Source organism: Blautia sp. Marseille-P3201T (genome assembly GCF_900120295.1).
GTDB lineage: Bacteria > Bacillota > Clostridia > Lachnospirales > Lachnospiraceae > Blautia.
Genome location: NZ_LT635465.1, coordinates 1 through 17,082, shown reverse-complemented (window position 1 = coordinate 17,082; position 17,082 = coordinate 1). Strand labels below are relative to the sequence as shown.

15 protein-coding genes and 2 tRNA genes are annotated in these 17,082 nt (G+C 39.7%); 14 read left to right on the top strand and 3 right to left on the bottom strand.

Features of this window, described 5'->3' with window-relative positions:
- Positions 1–144 precede the first annotated feature (144 nt).
- Positions 145–1,620 carry a DUF1846 domain-containing protein gene (locus BQ7352_RS00650; RefSeq protein ID WP_072446037.1) on the bottom strand — a complete coding sequence of 492 codons (1,476 nt, stop codon included), beginning with the start codon at positions 1,618–1,620 and terminating at the stop codon, positions 145–147.
- Positions 1,621–1,838: 218 nt separating this feature from the next.
- Between BQ7352_RS00650 and ftsH the strand changes: the two genes are divergently transcribed.
- From ftsH to BQ7352_RS00630, 4 genes are all read left to right on the top strand, one after another.
- On the top strand, positions 1,839–3,749 hold the full coding sequence (ftsH, locus tag BQ7352_RS00645) for an ATP-dependent zinc metalloprotease FtsH (protein WP_072446035.1): 1,911 nt from the start codon (positions 1,839–1,841) through the stop codon (positions 3,747–3,749).
- 68 nt (positions 3,750–3,817) lie between these two features.
- Entirely contained in the window at positions 3,818–5,686 is a 1,869-nt protein-coding gene (uvrC, locus tag BQ7352_RS00640) for an excinuclease ABC subunit UvrC (RefSeq protein ID WP_072446033.1), read from the top strand.
- 85 nt (positions 5,687–5,771) lie between these two features.
- Positions 5,772–6,713: an HPr(Ser) kinase/phosphatase gene (gene hprK / locus BQ7352_RS00635; RefSeq protein WP_072446031.1), complete on the top strand. Its 942-nt coding sequence runs from the start codon at positions 5,772–5,774 to the stop codon at positions 6,711–6,713.
- Positions 6,713–7,654 carry an ROK family glucokinase gene (locus BQ7352_RS00630; protein WP_072446029.1) on the top strand — a complete coding sequence of 314 codons (942 nt, stop codon included), beginning with the start codon at positions 6,713–6,715 and terminating at the stop codon, positions 7,652–7,654. Before hprK ends, BQ7352_RS00630 begins: the two co-directional genes overlap by 1 nt.
- A gap of 58 nt (positions 7,655–7,712) precedes the next feature.
- Here BQ7352_RS00630 and BQ7352_RS00625 read toward each other — a convergent pair whose 3' ends face one another.
- Complete coding sequence (locus tag BQ7352_RS00625) at positions 7,713–10,301, bottom strand: transglycosylase domain-containing protein (protein ID WP_072446027.1); 2,589 nt, start codon at positions 10,299–10,301, stop codon at positions 7,713–7,715.
- 162 nt (positions 10,302–10,463) lie between these two features.
- Here BQ7352_RS00625 and BQ7352_RS00620 point away from each other — a divergent pair, with 162 nt between their 5' ends.
- On the top strand, positions 10,464–11,120 hold the full coding sequence (locus BQ7352_RS00620) for a YigZ family protein (RefSeq protein ID WP_072446025.1): 657 nt from the start codon (positions 10,464–10,466) through the stop codon (positions 11,118–11,120).
- Positions 11,121–11,127: 7 nt separating this feature from the next.
- Here BQ7352_RS00620 and BQ7352_RS00615 read toward each other — a convergent pair whose 3' ends face one another.
- Positions 11,128–11,646: a peptidylprolyl isomerase gene (locus tag BQ7352_RS00615; protein ID WP_072446023.1), complete on the bottom strand. Its 519-nt coding sequence runs from the start codon at positions 11,644–11,646 to the stop codon at positions 11,128–11,130.
- Between the two features lie 131 nt (positions 11,647–11,777).
- On the opposite strand from BQ7352_RS00615, the gene tsaE reads away from it, so the two are divergent.
- From tsaE to BQ7352_RS00570, 9 genes are all read left to right on the top strand, one after another.
- Entirely contained in the window at positions 11,778–12,215 is a 438-nt protein-coding gene (tsaE, locus tag BQ7352_RS00610) for a tRNA (adenosine(37)-N6)-threonylcarbamoyltransferase complex ATPase subunit type 1 TsaE (RefSeq protein WP_072446021.1), read from the top strand.
- Positions 12,216–12,230: 15 nt separating this feature from the next.
- On the top strand, positions 12,231–12,953 hold the full coding sequence (tsaB, locus tag BQ7352_RS00605; protein ID WP_072446019.1) for a tRNA (adenosine(37)-N6)-threonylcarbamoyltransferase complex dimerization subunit type 1 TsaB: 723 nt from the start codon (positions 12,231–12,233) through the stop codon (positions 12,951–12,953).
- Positions 12,946–13,380 carry a ribosomal protein S18-alanine N-acetyltransferase gene (gene rimI, locus BQ7352_RS00600; protein WP_072446016.1) on the top strand — a complete coding sequence of 145 codons (435 nt, stop codon included), beginning with the start codon at positions 12,946–12,948 and terminating at the stop codon, positions 13,378–13,380. Before tsaB ends, rimI begins: the two co-directional genes overlap by 8 nt.
- Before the next feature lie 113 nt (positions 13,381–13,493).
- Positions 13,494–13,742: a hypothetical protein gene (locus BQ7352_RS00595; protein WP_072446014.1), complete on the top strand. Its 249-nt coding sequence runs from the start codon at positions 13,494–13,496 to the stop codon at positions 13,740–13,742.
- 60 nt (positions 13,743–13,802) lie between these two features.
- A complete protein-coding gene (locus BQ7352_RS00590) occupies positions 13,803–14,711 on the top strand; it encodes a ribonuclease Z (RefSeq protein ID WP_072446012.1) in 909 nt (302 codons plus the stop codon).
- A gap of 11 nt (positions 14,712–14,722) precedes the next feature.
- Positions 14,723–15,748 carry a tRNA (adenosine(37)-N6)-threonylcarbamoyltransferase complex transferase subunit TsaD gene (gene tsaD / locus BQ7352_RS00585; RefSeq protein WP_072446010.1) on the top strand — a complete coding sequence of 342 codons (1,026 nt, stop codon included), beginning with the start codon at positions 14,723–14,725 and terminating at the stop codon, positions 15,746–15,748.
- 13 nt (positions 15,749–15,761) lie between these two features.
- Positions 15,762–16,466, top strand: coding sequence for a 2-C-methyl-D-erythritol 4-phosphate cytidylyltransferase (gene ispD, locus BQ7352_RS00580; protein WP_072446008.1), 705 nt, complete (start codon positions 15,762–15,764; stop codon positions 16,464–16,466).
- A gap of 53 nt (positions 16,467–16,519) precedes the next feature.
- A tRNA-Ser gene (locus BQ7352_RS00575) sits at positions 16,520–16,605 on the top strand.
- A 31-nt stretch (positions 16,606–16,636) separates the two neighbouring features.
- A tRNA-Ser gene (locus tag BQ7352_RS00570) sits at positions 16,637–16,725 on the top strand.
- The last annotated feature ends 357 nt before the right edge of the window (positions 16,726–17,082 follow it).

Sequence of the window (17,082 nt, the reverse complement as noted above, 5' to 3'; positions counted from 1 at the left end):
AACAAGTGTAGCACAGTATATGAAAGTCCCCTGAATTTTAGCGAATTTGTCGAGTACGCTTTGAGACCATAGGCTCAAAGGGAACGCAGACTGAGCGTGAAATACAGGGGACTTCCTTATACGTACGTTATACCACTTTTTTACCTAGTATAATTTCTTGTGTTCATAAACTGCTTCACAAGTAAGTTGAACACCCAGTTTTTTGAATACTTTTTTGTCTACTGCAGAAAGCATTACAGAGGAATGTACCTGACAGCCTTTTAATTTAGGCAGCTGTGCCAATGCTAATTTTGCAAGGTCGCTGGTAGCTGCGGTACTGGAAAGTGCGATTAATACTTCGTCTGTATGCAGGCGAGGGTTTTGACTTCCCAGATATTCTGTTTTCAGTTTCTGGATTGGCTCGATCGCTGCAGGAGAAATGACATGTTCTTTATGAGGAATATCTGCCAGTTCTTTTAAGGTATTTAACATCAGGGCAGCAGAAGCTCCTAATAAATCAGAAGTTTTTCCTGTAATGATTTTTCCGTCTTCCAGTTCAAGGGCAACAGCAGGTGCGCCTGTTTCTTTGGCACAGTTAAGGGCAGCAGTTGTTACTTTTCTGTCTTCTGTGGAGATGCCGGCCTGCTTCATTAACAGCTCTAATTTAAAGACTTCTTCATCGTTGTTTTCCCCTTCCAGACGTCTTTCCAGCGCCTGATAATATCTGCGGATAATTTCCTGTTTGGAAGCTTCACGACACACTTCATCGTCAATAATACAGTTCCCAACCATGTTGACACCCATATCTGTAGGAGACTGGTATGGGCATTTTCCGAAGATACGTTCAAAGATTGCGCTTAACACAGGGAAAATCTCTACGTCACGATTATAGTTTACAGTTGTTTCGCCATAAGCTTCCAGATGGAATGGGTCAATCATGTTGACATCATTTAAGTCTGCTGTAGCCGCTTCATAAGCCAGATTAACCGGGTGCTTTAATGGGATATTCCAGATAGGGAAAGTTTCAAACTTAGCATACCCGGCATGAATACCGCGTTTATGTTCATGATAAAGCTGGGACAGGCAAGTAGCCATTTTTCCACTTCCGGGTCCCGGTGCAGTAATGATAACTAAAGGACGGGAGGTTTCAATATAGTCATTTTTTCCATAACCTTCATCGCTTACAATGAGAGGAATATTACTTGGATAACCTTCAATTGGATAATGAATATAGACCTTAATTCCTAAATTTTCCAATTTTGATTTGAAGATATTTGCACTGTTTTGTCCGGAGTATTGTGTAATAACTACGCTGCCGACAAAAAATCCTCTCTCTTTAAAGGCGTCAATAAGACGAATTACATCCAGATCATAAGTAATTCCTAAGTCGCCTCTTACTTTATTTTTTTCAATGTCTCCGGCACTGATAACAATTACGATTTCAGCATGCTCAGAAAGCTGCATTAACATTCTAAGTTTGCTGTCTGGGGCAAATCCGGGTAAAACTCTGGAGGCGTGATAGTCATCAAAGAGTTTACCGCCAAACTCCAGATACAGCTTGTTATCAAACTTGCTGATACGTTCTTTAATGTGTTCTGATTGCATTGATAAGTACTTGTCATTATCAAATCCTATTTTCATATTCATGCCCCTTTTCTATAAATTTTTTAAACCACTGCGATAGTATACTACAAAAGCAAGGGAGAATTCCAGTGGTAAAAGGAAAAATGTTTTATTTTGTGTATATTCAACATAAATTTACAAAAGTTTAATAAATGTGTTCGCTTTTTCACAATCTAAATGTTGATTTATAGTACGGTAATCTTTATAATAGAAGAGATAGTATGAGGAGGATAAAAATGGAACAAAATCAAAATCAGGGTCCTCAAAATAATAATAATAACGGGCCTAAGAATAAACAACCCTTACTGGTGCTTTTAATTTGCATTATGGTAAGTATGTTTTGTGTAAATCTTCTGACGATGGCCATGCAGGGTGGTTCCAGTGAAATCAAATACAGTGAATTTGTGGATTTACTGGACCAGGGTAAAGTTCAGGAGGTACAGATTAAAGGAGAAACTTTAAGAGTTACTTTGAAAGAGCAAAAACGTATGGGTGCAAAAAAAGAAGTCTATACAGTTCTTTCAGAAGACAAAACAGATTTGGTAAAGCGATTGGAACGAGCAGGTGTCAATGATTATTATACAGAAAAACCTAATGTAGTTATGGAAATTCTGTTCAGTCTGATTAGTCTTATTGTACCGATTGTTTTGATGTTTTTCCTGCTGAATATGCTGTTCCGCCGTATGAATAAAAATGGCGGTATGATGGGCGGCGTAGGAAAGAGTAAAGCCAAAGCCTATGTACAGAAGGAAACAGGAATTACATTTAAAGATGTGGCAGGACAGGATGAGGCAAAAGAGTCTTTACAGGAAGTTGTTGATTTTCTTCATAATCCGGGAAAATATACAGCTATTGGTGCAAAACTTCCAAAAGGTGCATTGCTTGTAGGACCTCCGGGTACAGGTAAGACACTTCTGGCAAAAGCAGTTGCAGGAGAAGCCCATGTACCTTTCTTTTCATTATCCGGTTCTGACTTTGTGGAAATGTTTGTTGGTGTAGGTGCATCACGAGTACGTGATTTGTTTGAGGAAGCAAAGAAAAATGCACCGTGTATTATTTTCATTGATGAAGTGGATGCCATTGGAAAGAGCAGAGACTCCAGATATGGCGGTAATGATGAACGTGAACAGACATTAAATCAGCTTCTTGCTGAAATGGATGGATTTGATACTTCTAAAGGACTTTTAATTTTAGCTGCAACGAACAGACCGGAAGTTTTAGATCCGGCGCTTTTAAGACCGGGACGTTTTGACAGACGAGTGATTGTAGATCGTCCGGATTTAAAAGGAAGAATTAGTATCCTGAAAGTGCATGCAAAGAATGTATCTTTAGATGAAACAGTAGATTTAGAGGGAATTGCTCTGGCAACTTCAGGAGCTGTTGGGTCTGACCTGGCAAATATGGTCAACGAAGCGGCAATTTTAGCAGTAAAGAACGGAAGACAGGCTGTATCTCAGAAAGACTTATTAGAGGCCGTAGAGGTTGTTCTGGTAGGTAAGGAAAAGAAAGACAGAATTTTAAGTAAAGAAGAGAGAAAGATTGTTTCTTATCATGAAGTGGGACATGCTCTGGTAAGTGCATTACAGAAAGACTCTGAACCGGTGCAGAAGATTACCATTGTTCCCAGAACGATGGGAGCTTTGGGATATGTTATGCATGTTCCGGAAGAAGAAAAATTCTTGAATACGAAAAAAGAACTGGAAGCAATGTTAGTAGGATACTTAGGCGGGCGTGCAGCAGAGGAGATTGTGTTTGATACAGTTACCACCGGCGCTGCAAATGATATTGAACAGGCTACAAAGGTTGCCAGAGCTATGATTACTCAGTATGGTATGTCAGATCGATTTGGTTTAATGGGACTTGCAGAGAGCCAAAATCAGTATCTGGATGGCAGAACAATGCTTAACTGCGGTGACTCTACAGCTACAGAAATTGACCATGAAGTTATGAAACTTTTGAAGAAATCATACGATGAGGCAAAAAAACTTTTAAGTGAAAATCGAGAAGCTCTTGATAAAATTGCAGAATTTCTTATCCAGAAGGAAACAATTACAGGTAAGGAATTTATGAAAATTTTCCATGAAATAAAAGGAATAAAGGAGCCTACAGAAGAAGTAACCGTTGCAGAAACAGAAATAAATGAGTAAATAGAAATGGAGTTGTCGCTTTAAACCTTATCCGGCAGCTCCATTTATTATTCTGAAAGGATAGCAGAATGTTTCATATTGAGGAAGAATTGAAAAAATTACCCTCCCTTCCCGGGGTCTATATTATGCATGACAAACAGGATGCCATTATTTATGTAGGGAAGGCGATTAGTTTAAAAAACAGAGTCAGACAGTATTTTCAGAAAAGCAGAAATCTGGGAATTAAAAAAGAACAGATGGTGGAACAGATTGCCCGTTTTGAATATATTGTGACAGACTCAGAATTAGAAGCGCTGGTTTTAGAGTCCAATTTAATTAAGGAGCATTGCCCCAAGTATAACACGATGTTAAAAGATGATAAGAATTATCCTTTTATTAAGGTGACTGCAGGAGAGGCATTTCCTCGAATTATGACAGCCAGAAGCATGAAAAAGGATAAGTCTAAATACTTTGGACCATATACTAGTGCAGGAGCCGTAAAAGATGTTATTGAGCTTACACGTAAGCTTTATCATTTGAGAACATGCAGCCGTAATCTGCCGAGAGATATAGGAAAAGAACGGCCTTGTCTTTACTACCATATTAAGCAGTGCGATGCTCCTTGTCAGGGATATATTACCGAGTCTGCCTACAGAGCACAGGTAGAGGAGCTTCTTGACTTTCTAAATGGAAACCATAAGAAGATCCTTACACAGTTGGAAGAGAAAATGTATGAAGCATCTGAAAAAATGGAATTCGAGGATGCTGCGCAATATAGAGATTTAATTCAGAGTGTGAAAAAAATAGGGGAAAGACAGAAAATTACAGATCATCCGGGAGAAGATAAAGATATTATTGCGGCGGCAATGGAAGATGCAGATGCAGTGGTACAGGTATTTTTTGTAAGGGATGGAAAGCTTATTGGAAGAGACCACTTTTACATGAAATCAGCGCCGGGAGAAAACAGAAAAGGGATTTTATCCAGCTTTTTGAAACAGTTTTATGCGGGAACTCCTTTTATACCAAAGGAAATCATGCTCCAGGAAGAAGTAGAAGATCAAGAGCTGATTGCCAAATGGCTGGAGAGCAGAAAAGGGAAGAAAGTGCGTATTTCTGTGCCGAAAAAGGGCACAAAAGAAAAGCTGGTAGAAATGGCATATCACAATGCAAAACTCGTTTTAAGGCAGGATAAAGAGCGGATAAAAAGGGAAGAAGGAAGAACAATAGGGGCGGTGAAGGAAATTGAGGAGCTGTTAGGATTATCAGGTGTTCAGAGGATGGAAGCTTATGATATTTCTAATATCAGTGGCTTTCAGTCGGTGGGCTCTATGGTGGTGTATGAGAAAGGAAAGCCTAAACGCAGTGATTATCGAAAGTTTAAGATTAAAAGTGTACAGGGACCTAATGATTATGCCAGTATGGAAGAAGTACTTACACGTCGATTTATTCATGGGATGGATGAACGGGAAGAGAGAAGGCAGCAGCAGTTGGAAGATGAATTCGGAAGTTTTACCCGATTTCCGGACTTAATCCTTATGGATGGGGGAAGAGGTCAGGTGAATATTGCATTGGAAGTGTTGGATAAACTGCATCTTAGTATACCTGTCTGCGGAATGGTAAAGGATGATAAGCACCGTACAAGAGGCTTATATTATAATAATCAGGAAATCCCTATCAGCAGAGACAGCGAAGGTTTTAAACTGATTACCAGAATACAGGATGAAGCCCACCGATTTGCCATTGAATATCACCGCTCCTTGAGAAGTAAAGGACAGGTTCATTCTGTTTTAGATGATATTCCGGGAATTGGGGAAACAAGAAGAAAGGCGCTTATGAAGCACTTTAAAGGTCTGGAAGGGATTAGAGAAGCATCTGTGGAAACTCTTTCTAATATAGAGTCTATGAACGAGAGAGCAGCCAGACAAGTCTATGACTTTTTTCATAAAAAGGAGCGATAAAGGTCGGGCAGTTGGCTTGTCATGTAAAAATAGATATGATAAAATAAAAGAAGAAGTTTAAGACAGAATAGAAGGAGAAGGGAACATGAATGGTGTAGAATTGAAGAAAATGGTACAGGAATTAAATCTGTACAATAAAACACCGGAAGTTGACATTTCAAAGAAAATGATTAATACACCGGAAATTAACCGTCCTGCATTGCAGTTGACAGGGTATTTAGAGCATTTCGAAAATGAGAGAGTACAGATTATCGGGTATGTAGAATATACCTATCTGCTTCATTTGAGCAGAGAAGAAAAAATCGTAGCTTTCGAGAGATTTGTCTCCAGCAAAATTCCATGTGTGGTATTTACTACCATGACAGAGCCTGATGAAGATATGTTAAGTCTTGCAAAGAAATATGATGTACCGGTGTTGGTAACGCACAATACAACTTCTGTGTTTATGGCAGAGATTATCCGTTGGCTGAATGTACAGCTTGCGCCATGTATTTCCATTCATGGAGTTTTAGTGGATGTTTATGGTGAAGGTGTTCTGATTACAGGTGAAAGTGGTATCGGAAAGAGTGAGGCTGCCTTAGAGCTTATTAAGAGAGGACATCGTCTGGTCAGTGATGATGTAGTAGAATTACGCCGTGTCAGTGACGTTACACTGGTTGGTTCTGCACCTGATATTACCCGCCATTTTATTGAACTTCGGGGAATTGGAATTATTGATGTTAAGACTTTATTTGGTGTAGAGAGTGTAAAAGATACTCAGTCCATTGATTTGGTTATTAAATTAGAGGAATGGAACAAGGATAAGGAATACGACCGTCTTGGCATGGAAGAGGAATATACAGAGTTTTTAGGAAATAAAATTGTGTGCCATTCTCTGCCAATTCGCCCCGGACGTAATCTGGCTGTTATTGTAGAGTCGGCGGCAGTTAATCACAGACAAAAGAAAATGGGTTATAATGCAGCTCAGGAATTATATAGAAGAGTGCAGGAAAATATGACAAAAAAACGAGGGAATGGAGAAGAGTAATGAGTAAATATTGCTTTGGAATTGACGTAGGAGGAACAACAATTAAGTGTGCGCTGTTTTTAAATGATGGAACAATTTTAGATAAGTGGGAAGTTAAAACAAACACAGAGAATGGAGGGGAGAGAATTCTTCCTGATATTGCAGATGGAATTGATGCGAAACTGAAAGAAAAACAGATTAATAAGGCAGAAGTAGAGGGCATCGGTATTGGACTGCCGGGACCGATTGAAGAAAACGGAGAAATTGCATGTGCAGTCAATCTTCATTGGGGCAGAAAAAATATTGAAAAAGAGTTAGGAGAATTAACAGGAATGCCTGTAAAGGCCGGAAATGATGCAAATGTGGCTGCCCTTGGTGAAATGTGGAAAGGCGGCGGAAAAGGTGCCAGAAACTTGATTTTAGCAACTTTGGGAACAGGTGTAGGCGGCGGAATTATTGTCAATGAGAAAATTGTGACAGGAGCACATGGCGCCGGTGGAGAAATTGGACATGCATTAGTAAATCCTGAAGAAACAGTCGCATGTAATTGTGGAAATAAAGGATGTCTGGAACAATATGCTTCTGCTACAGGTATTGCAAAGCTGGCAAGAGAGGCATTGGAAAAATCAGATAAAGAGTCTCTTCTAAGAAACAGAGAAAAGGTAACAGCAAAAGATGTGTTTGATGCATATAAAGAGAAAGATGAACTGGCCGGAGAAATCGTTGAAAAGTTTTCAACTTACTTAGGTCATGCTCTTGCAATTTTTGCATGTGTCACAGATCCGGATGTTATTGTTATTGGAGGCGGTGTATCAAAGGCCGGAGATGTACTTGTAGAATGTGTACAGCGGCATTACGAAAGACATGCATTTCCGGTATGTAAAAAAACACCGATTAAACTGGCAACACTTGGCAATGACGCCGGTATTTACGGAGCAGCAAAATTGATTTTAAGTAGATAAAAATAAAATAAAAAGGCATTTGTTCATAAAAAAACTGAACAAATGCCTTTTTTGGTCTTTAATCATTTTCCTCCTCTGGAGTGGTAGGAGTTTCCGGAACAGTCGGCTTTTCTGGAGTAGTCGGTTTTTCCGGAGTGGTAGGGGTTTCCGGAGTGGCAGGAGTTTCCGGAGTAGTAGGAGTTTCCGGAGTAGTAGGAGTTTCCGGAGTGGTTTCTTCCGGAACATCTACAGAATTATCTGGTTTAGGAGGTTTTTCTTCTGTATCCTCCTCTTCTTCCTCTTTTGCTTTGGCATGGCCGGAACAATATTTCTTAGGGAGTGTTTCCGTATCATAATATTCCGTTACAGCATCGCAAGAGGAACTTGCTAATAATCCTGTGTCCTTACAAATAGATTTCTTTTCCACTGTGGAAGGAATTTTAAAGTCTGTTTCCGGCAGCTCGTTGTGAATACGCTGCATGATTTTCTGCCACAAAGTTTGCTGATAAGTTCTTGCCTGTCCTTTTGGGAGAACAATGTTATTGTCATATCCGGCCCATACAGAGCAGGTATAATACGGAGTATATCCACAGAACCACAAATCTTTGTAGTTATCTGTTGTACCGGTCTTTCCTGCTACCGGCATATTTTTTAACTGTAAACGAGTACCGGTTCCTCTTTTTACAACATCTTCCATTGCAGAAGTAAGAAGATATGCAGTACTTGGCTTGATTACTTTTGTTTCCTCAGGAGTATTGTCAATGACAACATTGCCGTCAGAGTCTAAAATCTTTGTATAAAATACCGGTTTAATATAAGTTCCATTGTTTGCAATAGCGGCATAGGCAGCTGTCAGTTCCAGATTACTTACACCTTTTGTAATACCACCGATAGAGGTTGCAACGTTCACATCTGTGTAGAAGTTTCCGCTTCCCTGCGGAAGTTCTGTCAGTGTATCCAGAATGGAAGTAAAACCGAATTTTTTCAGGTAAGATACGCCGACTTCTGGTGTGATTTCTACCATGGCTTTTGCAGCAGGAATGTTGTAAGATTTAATGATTGCAGTACGCATGGTTACAGTTCCGTGATATTGACGGTCATAGTTGTATAATGGCTGTCCACTGTCGTATTTAAAAGGTTCATCCTTAAACGTAGTAGATAATGTCATGCCGCCTTCATTTAAAGCAGCAGCATAAGTAGCTAATGGTTTAAATGTAGAACCGGGCTGACGTAAAGTATTGGTTGCACGATTTAAAGAAAGGCTGGAGGATTTCTCTCCTCGTCCGCCTACAATTGCTTTTACATAGCCTGTGTGCTGGTCAATAATACAAATAGATGACTGAGGCTGGGGAGTTAAATACATATTTTCGCTGATTACTTCACTTCCGTCTGCCAGAATAGATGCCTTATAAGTATCTACATGAGCCTGAGCACTTTCAGGACTGTCAAACAATAATGTGAAATCTTTATCTTCATTCTGAATGAAATATTCCTGAAGCATTTCTTTGCTGTAATTTTCCTGTTCTCCATTTGGATGTTTTACAGTCAGGCGATAATCTAAGGTTACCTGAGTACCGGAAGGGAAGTTCCCCGGATTTCCGTATTCTTCATCACAAATAAGCTGAATTGCAGGATCCTGTGTGGTGTAAATGCGAAGTCCGCCACTGTAAAGAGCATTATAAGCCTGCGCTTCTGTAAATCCGCGCTGTTCCTGTAAATCTTTTACAACTTGTTCTGTTAATTCGTCAATAAAGTAACTGTAAGTCTGGGTTTCCTGCTCCTGCTGCTGGTCAACGGTTTTAATTCTGTCATACACGTTATCAGCCAGACATTCGTCATACTGTTCTTTGGTAATATATTCCTGTTCCAGCATGTGGTCTAAAACATCTTTTCGGCGCAGGGCATTTTTGTCAGGGTTAATAACAGGGTTAAACTTTGTAGGGTTCTGGCTGATGCCGGCAATTACCGTACATTCAGAAAGTGTTAAGTCACTGACATTTTTACCAAAATAGTCCTGTGCAGCAGCCTGTACACCGAAGTTACCATTTCCTAAGTTAATTGTATTCAAGTAATTTTCAAGGATAATGTTTTTATCCTTTATCTGCTTTTCTAACTGAATGGCAAGGTACTGTTCCTGAAACTTACGTTTAAAACGCTGTACAACAGACTCATTTGTCCAGCCTGTAAAAACGTTGTTCTTTAATAACTGCTGTGTAATGGTACTGGCACCTTCAGTGAAGTTTCCGCCGTTTAAAATACCTTTAACACCGGCACGCAGGATACCTTTTATATCAATACCATTATGTTCATAGAAACGTTCATCTTCAATAGCTACCACAGCATGCTGCAAGTCCAGAGGAATTTGTTCAATGCTTACAGGCATACGATTGGAATTGGGAGCAGTCAGTTTTTGCAACTGATTGCCATTAGCATCATAAACAAAGGTAGCTTCGCCAACGGGGACAATATTTACTTCTGAAATATCAGGTGCGTTATCAATCAGACCTTTAAAAGCACCTATACCCATGCAGCCTCCGATAATCAAAATTGCCATCAGAGAGATGAAAATAATACGTAGAAAAGAAACATGTGCTTTCTTTCCCATCATGGAAGAGCGGGAAGTAAGGGCATTGCGTTTCTTATTCGTGGCGCGTTTTCCAAAATTCATGTAGTTTGCCTCCTTTTCCCGTACATTATATCAAATGACAGAACCTAATTCAAGAAACTTTGAACCGGCACGTAAGATTTCCGCTTTTTTAGTCATAAATATTCCCAATTTCAGGGAAAATATGCTAAAATAGCAGGAAAGAAAAAAGAAATGAGGAATAATATGTTAGAGCAATACAGGACAATCTACGAAGGCGGACAGGGAGAACTAATAGAAAAAAAATCCAGATTTATCGCTACGGTCCGTCTTGTGAAGACAGAAGAAGAAGCTGTAAAGTTTATAGAAGAAATGAAAAAGAAGTATTGGGATGCAACCCACAATTGCTCCGCGTATGTCATTGGGGAAAGAAGAGAGATTATGCGCTGCAGTGATGATGGGGAACCACAGGGAACAGCAGGAAAGCCAATGCTTGATGTGCTTTTGGGAGAAGAACTCTACAATACAGCCGTTGTGGTAACGAGATATTTTGGAGGAACACTTCTTGGAACAGGCGGGCTTGTAAGGGCTTATTCCAAATCTGTACAGGAAGGGCTGGCACAAAGCAGAATTATCACGAAATGTCACGGCATACTTACAGAGGTGGGGACAGATTATAATGGAGTAGGGAAACTTCAATATCTGTTCGCACAAAAGGAAATTCCGATTATGAATTCTCAGTATGAGGAGTCTGTAAAGATGCAGGTTCTTATACCTGCAAACAGAGTTGATGAAATAAAAAAGGCTGTGACAGAAGCTACTAATGCGAGAGCCACTGTCACAGACCTGAAAGAACTGTATTTTGCAGTTTCAGAAGGAGAATACCTTCTGTTTGATGATTAGAAAGGGATTAGCACTTTTCAGGAGCAGGATATTCTACACCAAAAGTTTCCACTGTCATAGTTTGAATTCTCTGTTCCTCTAAAGGACGATCGCTGTAATCTGTACGTGTTTCAGCAATTTTATTTACAACGTCCATTCCTTCTGTGATTTTTCCAAATGCAGCATAAGCACCATCTAAGTGTGGAGATGTTTCGTGCATAATAAAGAACTGGCTTCCTGCGGAATTAGGATGCATTGCACGTGCCATAGAGAGAACACCAGGTGTATGTGCCAGATTGTTTTCAAAATGGTTCTGAGAGAATTCACCCTTAATGCTATAACCTGGGCCACCCATGCCTGTACCGTTTGGACAGCCGCCCTGAATCATAAAGCCGCGGATAACTCTGTGGAAAATTAAACCATCATAAAAGCCATCATTGATAAGGCTGATGAAGTTATTTACTGTATTTGGGGCGATTTCAGGATATAATTCTGCTTTCATAACATCGCCGTTTGCCATTGTAATGGTTACGATTGGATTTGCCATAATAAAAATCTCCTTTATTTTTCAGTAGTTTATTTGATTATAAACGGAAAAAATAAAAGGTGCAAGCTGGAATTTTGTGTGCTATACTAATGTACTGAACTGATAGTAAGTAAAGATAAAGAGGACAATCTATGATAATAGAAACATATAATGCAAAAGAGACATTTTGTCTGGGAGAAAGAATAGGACAACAGGCGCTTCCTGGGCAAATTTATACATTAAACGGAGATTTGGGAGTGGGGAAGACTGTATTTACTCAGGGGGTAGCCAGAGGACTTGGAATTACAGAACCGGTAAACAGTCCGACATTTACCATTATTCAGGAATATGAAGAAGGAAGACTTCCTTTTTACCACTTTGATGTGTACCGCATCGGTGATATAGAAGAAATGGAAGAAATAGGGTATGATGATTATTTTTTTGGACAAGGTGTGTGCCTGATTGAATGGGCAGAGCTGATTGAGGAGATTTTACCTTCTGATATTATTTCCATTACGATTGAAAAGGATTTGGAAAAAGGTTTTGATTATCGAAAAATTATAATTGAGGGATTGGAATTACAGATATAGAAAGGAGTATCTTATATGAAAATATTGGCATTAGACAGTTCCGGGCTGGTAGCATCTGTTGCGGTGATGGAAGATGATACCCTTGTAGCAGAATATACGATGAATTATAAAAAAACACATTCACAGACGTTGCTTCCTATGCTGAATGAAATAAAAAATAACATTCAGCTTGATTTAAACAGCATTGATGCCATTGCAGTGGCAGCAGGTCCTGGTTCATTTACAGGGCTTCGCATTGGTTCTGCCACAGCGAAGGGGCTGGGGCTGGCTCTTGACAAACCTTTGATTGCAGTGCCGACAGTAGACGCACTGGCATATAATCTCTATGATACAGGAGAAGATACTGTTGTGTGTCCAATTATGGATGCAAGAAGAAATCAGGTATATACAGGTATTTATAAATTTCAAAATCATGAGCTTGTTATTGTAAAAGAGCAGGATGCATTGTCTATTCACGAACTTTTAGAGGTGTTAAATGGAATTGGAAAGAAAGTTATCTTTTTAGGTGATGGAGTTCCTGTTTTTAAAGAAACAATTAGAGAAAATTGTAAAGTTGAATACAGTTTTGCACCTGCACATTTAAATCGTCAACGGGCAGGAGCAGTGGGAGCGTTGGCTGGTATTTATTTTAAGCAGGGAAAAATTCAGACTGCCGTGGAACATCAGCCGGATTATCTGCGGGTATCTCAGGCAGAAAGGGAACGGGCAGAACGCCTGGCAAAGACGGAAAATGCTTGAAATTAGAGAAATGCAGGAGTCAGATGTAGCAGCAGCAGCCCAGATAGAGGCAGAAAATTTTTCAAAACCATGGAAAGAAGCAGATTTTCTGGGTGCCGTAAAGGACGAAAAAGCTTTGTATCTTGTGGCGTATGTGGATAAGGCGATGGCTGGATATATTGGAATGTGGATGGTGCTTGATGAAGGGGAAATTACAAATGTCTCTGTAAAAAAAGAATACCAGGGGCAAAAAATCGGCAGAGCATTGTTAGAAAAACTGGAAATTTTAGGCAGGATAAAAGGGGTAAGCTCATATTTTTTAGAAGTGCGTGAAAGCAATCAGAATGCCCGTAGACTGTATGAGTCCTGCGGCTTTTCTGTTTTGAGTGTAAGAAAAAATTTTTATGAAGAACCGGTGGAAAATGGAGTTGTAATGTGTAAAAGATAGCAGAAGTGCTATCTTTTTCTAGATTTAGAGTGATTTCCCACTGGGTTTTGAAACGGCCTTCATGTATAATAAACAGCGTAGTCGAAAAATTATTCCACAAGCAGGAGGAAGAAATGAGAAAATACGAAGAAAAAAAGGGAAATCAGGTTGTTGAAGTGTACTGTAATTGTTGTGGAAAAAAAATGAATGTAAAAGATGGTGTGATTATGGAAGGGGTTCTGCCTGTGACAGCCTTCTGGGGATATTTCTCGGAAAAAGACGGAGAAAAGCATACTTTTGATTTATGTGAAAGCTGTTATGATAAATGGATTGCAGGTTTTCAAATTCCGGTAGAGAAGGAAATGGAAAATGAAATGTTGTAGCGTGAAAAAAACTGTGCTATGATAAGAAATGCTATAACAGATAGAAATGAGGATAATGAGATGTTAGATGTATGCTTATTAGGAACGGGGGGAATGATGCCTCTGCCCAGAAGAAAATTGACATCTTTAATGACGAGATATAATGGAAGTAACCTGATGATTGACTGTGGAGAAGGAACGCAGGTGGCAGTAAAGGAAAAAGGATGGAGTTTTAAACCTATTGATGTTATTTGCTTTACCCACTATCATGCAGACCATATCAGCGGTTTGCCGGGACTTTTGCTTACTATGGGGAATGCAGAAAGAACAGAACCGCTTACTTTGATTGGACCCAAGGGGCTGGTTCGTGTGGTTTCTGCTCTTCGTGTCATTGCACCGGAGCTTCCTTTTGAAATTCAGTGTATTGAGCTTACACAACCGGAGGAAACTTATGAGCTGAATGGTTATCATATCACTGCTTTTCGTGTAAATCATAATGTGACCTGCTACGGCTATACACTGGAGATTAAAAGGGCAGGGAAATTTGATGCCCAGAGGGCAAAGGAACAAAACATTCCTTTGAAATGCTGGAATTCCCTTCAAAAAGGTGAAACGGTGGTATGTGAAGGGAATACTTATACACCGGATATGGTTTTAGGAGCGCCCAGAAAGGGAATTAAACTTACCTATACTACAGATACCAGACCGGTAAAGGCGATTTCAGACCATGCAGCAGGTTCGGACTTGTTTATTTGTGAAGGCATGTATGGAGAACAGGACAAGGACGATAAGGCAAAGGCGTATAAACACATGACATTTAAAGAAGCTGCACAGTTGGCAAAGGAAGCCCAGGTGGCGGAAATGTGGCTGACACATTATAGCCCTTCTCTGGTAAGACCGGAAGAAGCGGTAAAGGAAGCAGCAGATATATTTCCAAATACAATTGCTGCCAGAGACAGACAGTCTGTGGAGCTGATGTTTGAAGAATAAGGAGAGAACCCATGAATAAGGAAGATGTATTGATTTTGGCAATAGAAAGTTCCTGTGATGAAACAGCTGCATCTGTAGTGAAAAACGGACGTACTGTTTTGTCGAATGTTATTTCTTCCCAAATAGATTTACACAAATTATATGGAGGCGTTGTTCCGGAAATCGCATCCAGAAAGCATATTGAGAAAATCAATCAGGTAATTGAGGAAGCTTTAAAGGAGGCAGATGTTACACTGGATGATTTAGATGCCATAGGAGTTACTTACGGACCGGGATTGGTAGGGGCGCTTTTAGTAGGAGTGGCTGAAGCAAAGGCAATCAGCTTTGCAAAAGATATTCCGTTGGTGGGGGTTCATCATATTGAAGGACACATTTCTGCTAATTATATAGAAAATTTAGAGTTAGAACCTCCGTTTTTATGCCTTGTTGTATCAGGCGGTCATACACATCTGGTAATTGTAAAGGATTATGGAGAATTTGAAATCTTGGGAAGAACCAGAGATGATGCAGCAGGAGAGGCTTTTGACAAAGTAGCTCGTGCTATTGGTCTGGGATATCCGGGAGGGCCGAAAATTGATAAGCTTTCAAAAGAAGGCAATGCTTATGCCATGGACTTTCCAAAAGCAAAAATCGAAGATGCACCTTATGATTTTAGCTTCAGTGGAGTAAAATCTGCTGTTTTAAATCATATTAATAAATGTAAAATGCAGGGAGAACCTATTGTAGAAGCAGATATTGCAGCTTCTTTTCAGCGATGCGTAGTGGAGGTGCTGGTAGAGCATGCGATTGCGGCCGCAAAAGATTATGGGATAGATAAGCTTGCCATTGCCGGCGGCGTGGCATCAAACCAGACTTTGCGAAGTGCCATGGAAGAGGCTTGTAAGGAGAATAGAATTAAGTTTTATCATCCATCGCCTATTTTCTGTACAGATAATGCGGCGATGATTGGCGTGGCAGCGTATTATGAATATTTAAAAGGTACTCGCCACGGATGGGATTTGAATGCAGTTCCAAATTTAAAATTGGGAGAAAGATAAGGAGGGTGCAGGTATGAAGTGTACGGCAATTGTTCTGGCAGCAGGACAAGGAAAGCGAATGAAAAGTAAGGTTCAGAAGCAATTTTTGATTTTGCAGGGCAGACCTTTGCTGTATTATAGCCTTGCTTGTTTTCAGAAAAACGATGAAATAGATGAAATTATCATTGTTACGGGAAAAGATAGCATTGATTATTGCAAGAATGAGATTGTAGATTTGTATGGCTTTACAAAGGTAAGAAATATTGTAGAAGGTGGAAAAGAACGCTATGACTCCGTTTATGCGGGATTAACTGCGTGTTCTGCAGATACAGATTATGTGTTTATACATGATGGGGCGAGACCTTTTGTCACGGAGGAAATTATTAAGCGGACAAAGGAAGGCGTTCTGGCTTATAATGCATGTATAGCGGCGGTACCTCCGAAAGACACAGTTAAAATAGTGGATGACAGAGGAATAGTTACCAGTACACCCAGAAGAAGCAGTGTATGGTCTGTTCAAACTCCGCAGGCATTTTCTTATCAGTTAATTAAGGAAGCTCATGATTTAGCAAGAAAAGAAATTATGTGTGATATAACAGACGATGCTATGGTGGTGGAAAAGTATAAAAATGTGGATGTATATGTGGTAGAAGGTGCATACGAAAACATAAAAATAACAACGCCAGAGGATATTTTAATAGCTGAAAAAAATTTGGAAAAAATTTATAAAAAGTCTTGACATATACTGTCAAAGCATGTTAATATACTACCTGTCGCTGACACAGCGTATTCGGAGAGATATCGAAGTGGTCATAACGAGGCGGTCTTGAAAACCGTTTGTCCGCAAGGGCGCGTGGGTTCGAATCCCACTCTCTCCGCTTCGGTTAAATAACTGAAAGCTCAGGCTAAGGAGAAATACCCAAGAGGCTGAAGGGGCTCCCCTGGAAAGGGAGTAGGTCGTTAATAGCGGCGCGAGGGTTCAAATCCCTCTTTCTCCGTTACAGCTGTTAAGCTGTGAAAAAAAGTTGTTGACAAATATAGTTTGATGTGATATTATAAATCAGCTGTCACAAAACGACAACGAAACAGTCGAAAAAGACTGAAAAAAGTTAGAAAAGTTCTTGACAGAAAGATACAGATGTGATAATCTAGTCTGGCTGTCGCAAAAGAGCAGAGATGCCGAAAGACGGCAAAAAACTTTTTAAAAAAGTACTTGACAAGCTAAAAACGATATGATAAAATATCGGAGCTGTCAAATGACAGGAACCTTGATAATTAAACAGTGAAACACATGAAAACGAAAATTCTTTTACATTCATTTTTAAAAACGGTTTGAAAAACCAAAAACAGTAAAA